Source organism: Microcystis sp. M53602_WE12 (genome assembly GCF_030065455.1).
GTDB classification, from domain to species: domain Bacteria; phylum Cyanobacteriota; class Cyanobacteriia; order Cyanobacteriales; family Microcystaceae; genus Microcystis; species Microcystis aeruginosa.
Genome location: NZ_JASJFB010000066.1, coordinates 1 through 4,322 on the forward strand (window position 1 = coordinate 1; position 4,322 = coordinate 4,322).

The following is a 4,322-nucleotide window of genomic DNA, read 5'->3' on the forward strand; positions in this document are numbered from 1 at the left end:
GGGCATAAATCGACTAAATCCTTATCTGGCAAGAGACTTAATTGATTAGCTCGTTCTAGATCGAAAACAATTGACAAAAATCGCCAAATGTCTTTCTATATAAGGGTTTCATCCCTTATAAACCCCCTCCATTGCATAACATAAACCGAAGAACCTCATTTTATTTGCCCCGAACAACAGTAGATTTATCCTCCCCTAGTCCAGTGAAAAGGTGACAGTTAGGGGGGATAAAGCTCAAAAATAATTGACTCATAAGTAGGTAGGCACAATTATTTGTAGGATGGGTTAGCGGTAGCGTAACATGAGCGGGCGTTGGGTTTCATGCTTCAACCCAACCTACGTTCTGGAAACTCTCAACTTAAAACTTACATCTGATAACTGATAACTGATAACTGATAACTGATAACTGAAATTAAACCACTTTAGCGATGGCTGCTTCTAGCTTATCCATAGCCTCATCTACTTCTGTTTCCGAGACAATTAAAGGAGGTACAAAACGGAGAACTTTCGGACCTGCGGGAGCAATTAATAAACCCTCGGCCAAGGCTGCATTAACAATAGTAGATGAAACCAACTCACTTTCTGAATTAATTTCCAGACCATTAATTAAACCCCAACCGCGCACATCGACAAATAGATGGGGATATTGAGAAGCAATCACGCGTAAACGGCTGCGTAACTGTTCCCCTCGCTGCTGGACATTTTCGAGAAGATGATCCCGTTCAATGGTTTGTAATACTGTTAAAGCTGAGGCACAAGCGAAAGGATTACCTCCAAAGGTACTCGCATGACTACCCGGTTCAAACACATCACAGAATTTTCTGCACATCATCGCACCGATGGGAATACCACCCGCTAAACCCTTAGCAGAAGTGAAAATATCCGGTTCCACTCCTAAATTCTCATAACCCCAGAGTTTACCAGTTCTTCCGACTCCCACCTGTACTTCATCAAAGACAAGCAAAATGTTATTTTCGTCGCAAATTTGCCGTAAACGTTGGAAATATTCGATATCCCCTGGACGAACTCCCCCTTCACCCTGCAAGGGTTCCAACATAATCGCGGCCACACGACGATTACCCTCATCGAGATCAGCGATCGCATTTTCCACCGCTTCGATATCATTATAGGGAATATAGGCAAACCCCGGCATCAGGGGTTCAAAGTCTTTTTGGTACTTCGGTTGACCGGTTGCGGTGATGGTAGCTAAAGTCCGACCGTGAAAACTAGCGTGAGCGGTTAAAATAACCGGCTGTTCGAGGAAATCTAGCACCGTATGGGCATATTTCCGTACTAATTTAATCGCCGCTTCGTTCGCTTCCGCACCAGAATTACAGAAAAAGACTTTATCAGCGCAGGAATGATCGACAATCCATTTAGCTAGTTCCCCTTGTTCGGGAATATAGTATAAATTCGAGACATGATGGAGTTTTTGGATTTGCTGGCTAACCACTTCAATTAAAGCGGGGTGTGCGTGACCGAGGGTACAGGTGGCAATTCCCGCAACAAAATCAAGGTATTGTTTACCGGAAGTATCCCAGAGAAGACAGCCTAACCCTTTGGCGATCGCAATGGGAAAACGACCATAAGTATTCATCACATAGCTGTTAAAACTATCTCGATCGAAGGGTTGATTCGGGTTTAAATTGGGAGTGGGATCAACTAGGGTTGGTTCTAAAAGGGTTTCTGGACTCACTGGGGAACTCCTGCGCGATTAGACATAGGGGAAATTATAATCAAATCCGTCTGAGAAGGACGGGTTATTTAGATTAAAAACTGATTTTATTGTAATTTACTAGACAGTCTTAGGGGTGAATTTTGCTTGTCTATCAGTGAAGATAAATATCGTCGTCTGCGTCAGGAATTAATCGGGGGAATTTTTGCCCTGATCGTGGTGTTTTTGCTGGGTACGCTTTGGTATCATCTGATCGAGGGTTGGAGTTGGCTAGATTCGGCCTATATGACGATTAGTACCCTCGCTACCGTCGGTTTTGGCGAAATTAATCCCCTAGGTGAACGGGGACGACTGTTTACAATGGTTTTGATCGTGATGGGAGTAGTTAGCATCGGTTATATTGTTAATCGCTTGACCGAAGCTTTAATTCAAGGCTATTTTCAAGAGGGACTCAAACAGAGACAGGAGAAACGCTTGATCGATCGACTATCGGAACACTATATCATCTGTGGTTTGGGTCGCACGGGTAGACAGGTGGCGATCGAATTTCACGCCGAAAATATTCCTTTTGTAGTCATTGATACAGACCCCCTACAGGTAAATCGGGCCAAAGAATTAAATTATATTGTTGTTCAAGGAGATGCCACCTTAGATAAATCTTTACAAATGGCAGGAATCGAACGCGCTATTTGTATTGTGGCCGCTTTAACTTCCGATGCGGAGAATTTATATACAGTTTTGTCTGCTAAAACTCTTAATCCGAAAATTCGCGCCATTGCTAGGGCCAGTACCGAAGAAGCAGTACAAAAATTACAACGGGCCGGGGCCGATGCGGTAGTATCTCCCTATATTACCGGCGGTAGAAGATTAGCGGCCGCAGCCCTACGACCCCAGGTGATGGATTTTGTCGATGGGATTTTAACTGGAACCGATCGATCGTTTTATATGGAAGAATTTTTAATCGATCCGAGGACTTGTCCCTGTGTCGGTTTAAGTCTTAGTCAAGCACATTTAAGATCTCGATCGGGGGCGTTAGTTTTAGCTATACGTCGCGCCGATGGTACGCTAATTGGGGGACCGACTGGCGATACGGAATTAATGGCCGGGGATCTGTTAATTTGTATGGGAACGGCCGAACAATTACGCAGTTTAACTCAGATTTTAATCCCCATGCGATCGGATGGTTTACGTTTACCGAAGCATTAGTTAGGGTTTGCGCCAAAAAGTTTGTAGGATGGGTTAGTGGTAGGGTAACATGAGCGGGTGTTGGGTTTCATGCTTCAACCCAACCTACGTTCTCTAGAAGACTTATCACCAATTTTCTTGAGCTTTCCCTTCCGTTTTGTTTAGACAAAATATAATAAATATTAGTGACAGCATGACCAGAAATATATCCTTGAGTTTTACCTGTCTTAACTGTATTTAATGCTTGTACAGATGCTGGAAAATGTGGTTCACGCTTACCCAAAACATCTAGCAATACATCACTGTCGAATAAGACTCGTTTCACCGATACTTCTCCACTAAATAATCAATATACGATTCTTTTGGGTCTTCTGGTCCTAAATCGACAACCCCCACTAAGTCTCTTGTCCAAGGATCAAGATCGCTTAAATCATCTGTTAGGGAATGAGAAGTAGTTTCTGAGGATACATTCTGACGAAAAACACGCCCATATTCTAATGCTTTCTCAAAATCTTCCTGATCAGAAATTGATCCAGAAAGATTATCTAACCAGTTTTCAGACGAAGATTTTTCAGTTTCCAAATCGACCAAACCTGTTAAATTTTGTGTAGAGGCATCAATATCATTGAAATTATCTGCTAGGGAATGATAAGTAGTTTCTGAGGATACATTCTTAGGATTAAATCGCTCTTGAATTCTGAAAATTATTAAACTGTAATAGGCTCTCAGTTGGGTGACTAAATCGGATGTTTCAGTATCTTGGAAATATTCGGTTATAGTACGATTAGAAACCGATAGAGCATTTTTAGCTCCCTGGTAAATTTGCTCTAGTTCTGAATCAGCAAACATATCAATAAACACATCTATCGTTTCCGAGAGAAGGAGTGAACCTTCCACCACTCTGATTAAATCGGCTTTTTCCTCACCAGTCTTTACCTCATTGATCTGAGCAAGGCTGATAAATAATTGATTATAGGCAGTAATTTGATTAGTAAATTGGTCTATATATTGGATTAACTCCAGTGCTGAATCCTCATCTCTATACTGTTTCCATACCTGAAACCATAATTTATTAATTTGATAAAATATATCGGCTCTTGCTTGATAAGTTTTAGAGTTATCCTTAACTTGCTCAAATAAAATTTTAGTTTCTTGTAGTAAATTATCCAGTATTATCCGATCAGAATCGGTGACAATTTGATCGAGTTTATCTGTAATATTTTGCAGATTTTCTAACAAAAATTGTCCTAAATTTTCCCGTTCGACTGAACTTGGCAGACTATTCATCGGAAATTTTGGGTCTGAAACCCCGCCGTTCTAAGTTGGCTTTACGTTAGAATTAAAAGGCCAGTCTCGAAAACCAAGTGGACGGCGCAGCACCTTGAAAACTCGGCTTAGGGGGTTCCGACCAGAAAAGCTTGGCCGGGTAAAAAGTCGCGCGCAACAAGTACAAGAAGCTATA

4 protein-coding genes are annotated in these 4,322 nt (G+C 41.8%); 1 reads left to right on the forward strand and 3 read right to left on the reverse strand.

The annotated features are described in order from the left end of the window. Window positions 1-412: 412 nt before the first annotated feature. Window positions 413-1,696 carry an aspartate aminotransferase family protein gene (locus tag PX482_RS02860; protein WP_002758950.1) on the reverse strand — a complete coding sequence of 428 codons (1,284 nt, stop codon included), beginning with the start codon at window positions 1,694-1,696 and terminating at the stop codon, window positions 413-415. A 126-nt stretch (window positions 1,697-1,822) separates the two neighbouring features. On the opposite strand from PX482_RS02860, the gene PX482_RS02865 reads away from it, so the two are divergent. After that, window positions 1,823-2,881 (forward strand): potassium channel family protein, encoded by a 1,059-nt coding sequence (locus tag PX482_RS02865; RefSeq protein ID WP_002758951.1) that lies wholly within the window; start codon window positions 1,823-1,825, stop codon window positions 2,879-2,881. Between the two features lie 67 nt (window positions 2,882-2,948). On the opposite strand, the gene PX482_RS02870 is transcribed toward PX482_RS02865, so the two are convergent. Both PX482_RS02870 and PX482_RS02875 read right to left on the reverse strand, forming a co-directional pair. Further along, on the reverse strand, window positions 2,949-3,185 hold the full coding sequence (locus tag PX482_RS02870) for a type II toxin-antitoxin system VapC family toxin (protein ID WP_002758952.1): 237 nt from the start codon (window positions 3,183-3,185) through the stop codon (window positions 2,949-2,951). Beyond that, window positions 3,182-4,147: a hypothetical protein gene (locus PX482_RS02875; RefSeq protein ID WP_288122050.1), complete on the reverse strand. Its 966-nt coding sequence runs from the start codon at window positions 4,145-4,147 to the stop codon at window positions 3,182-3,184. Before PX482_RS02875 ends, PX482_RS02870 begins: the two co-directional genes overlap by 4 nt. Window positions 4,148-4,322: the final 175 nt, after the last annotated feature.